Origin of the sequence: Mycobacterium sp. ENV421, assembly GCF_002887815.1 — a bacterium.
Lineage (GTDB): Bacteria > Actinomycetota > Actinomycetes > Mycobacteriales > Mycobacteriaceae > Mycobacterium.
Map to the genome: position 1 here is coordinate 1 of NZ_PDHO01000114.1, position 1,576 is coordinate 1,576.

General features: G+C 64.2%; 1 protein-coding gene. It reads left to right on the forward strand.

The genetic code is table 11. The features are described 5' to 3' along the window. Positions 1-221: 221 nt before the first annotated feature. Positions 222-1,478 (forward strand): IS256 family transposase, encoded by a 1,257-nt coding sequence (locus tag CRM90_RS29890; RefSeq protein ID WP_233209607.1) that lies wholly within the window; start codon positions 222-224, stop codon positions 1,476-1,478. The last annotated feature ends 98 nt before the right edge of the window (positions 1,479-1,576 follow it).

A 1,576-nucleotide genomic window follows, 5' to 3' on the forward strand; every position in this document is an offset into this window, starting at 1 on the left:
GTTCGCCACGGCCTGGGATGGCGGGGTGATGCTGGCCTCGCGGCGATCCTGGTGGAGCGTGTCAGATGGTTTGTGTGAGGTAGCGGTGCTCCCGATCTGAAAGCCGAGACACACTGATGACCGTGGTGGATAAGAAGCTTGACCGTGAGCAACGTCGCCGTGAGCAGCGAGCGGGTGTCGAGGCCCTGGAGGCTTCAGGTGCCCTCGATGAGCTGTACTCGATGATCGACGCCGGCGAGGTCACTCTCGACGGCAAGGACGGACTGATCCAGCAGCTGATCAAGGCCGGCCTGGAACGGGGCCTGCAGGCTGAGCTCAGCGATCACCTCGGATACGACAAGGGCGACCCCGAGGCCGCGTTGTTCCCGAACTCACGCAACGGCTCGTCGCCTAAGACAGTGGCCACCAGCGTCGGTGATGTCGAACTGGCGATCCCGCGCGATCGCGACGCCACGTTCACCCCCACGCTGGTGCCCAAGGGAACGCGTAGGGTCGGTGGGCTCGACGACATGATCGTCTCGCTCTATGCCGGCGGGATGACAGTCCGCGATATCGAGCATCACCTCGTCTCCACGATCGGGACCGAGATCAGCCGCGAGACGATCTCGAAGATCACCGACGAGGTCCTCGACGAGGTCCTGGCCTGGCAGCGTCGCCCGCTCGAATCGTTCTACCCGGTGATCTATCTCGACGCGATCGTGGTCAAGGTCCGCGACGGTGCCCACGTGCGTAACAAGGCCGCTCACATCGCCGTCGGCGTCGACATGGACGGCGTCAAACACGTTCTGGGGATTTGGATTCAGGCCACCGAGGGCGCCAAGTTCTGGGCCGGGGTGTGCGCCGAGCTGGCCAATCGCGGTGTCGCTGACGTGCTCATCGTGTGCTGTGACGGGCTGACCGGCTTCCCCGATGCGATCGAGGCGACCTGGCCCGATTCGCTGGTCCAGACCTGCGTGGTGCACCTGATCCGGGCGGCGATGCGGTTCGTGTCCTACGCCCAGCGCAAGGCCGTCGCGGCCGCTCTCAAGACGGTCTATCAGGCCAGCGATGCCGAGGCCGCCCGGGCGGCGTTGGACGCGTTCGCGGCATCTGAGGTCGGTCGAGCCAACCCGAACACCGTCCGTGTCTTCGAGGACGCCTGGGAGCGGTTCACCCCGTTCTTGGCGTTCCCGCCGATGCTGCGTCGGGTCATCTACACGACCAACGCGATCGAATCGCTGAACTACCAACTACGCAAGATCATCAAGAACCGCGGTCACTTCCCCAACGACGCGGCGGTGGTGAAGCTGCTGTGGCTGGCGATCTGCAACATCGAAGACAAGAGAGCTCGCGACCGCGCCAAAGAACGCGGGCGGGGGCTCGGTGCGAAACGCACCGCCGAAGGGCGCCTCGTCGAGGGTCAGATCACCACGAACTGGAAACAGGCCCTGGCCCAACTCGCACTGGCCTACCCCGAACGAATCAACCCCTACCTCTAACCGCAACGAGCACAACTACTTACACAAAAATCTTGACAAGCTCTCCTGGTGGCGCATCGCCGCGGCGATCGAGAACCAAAGTGCCCGTCCGGTCTGCC

Coding starts and splice junctions, on each gene's coding strand:
- CRM90_RS29890 (WP_233209607.1), top strand. CDS start 222: ATGATCGACGCCGGCGAGGTCACTCTCGACGGCAAGGACGGACTGATC.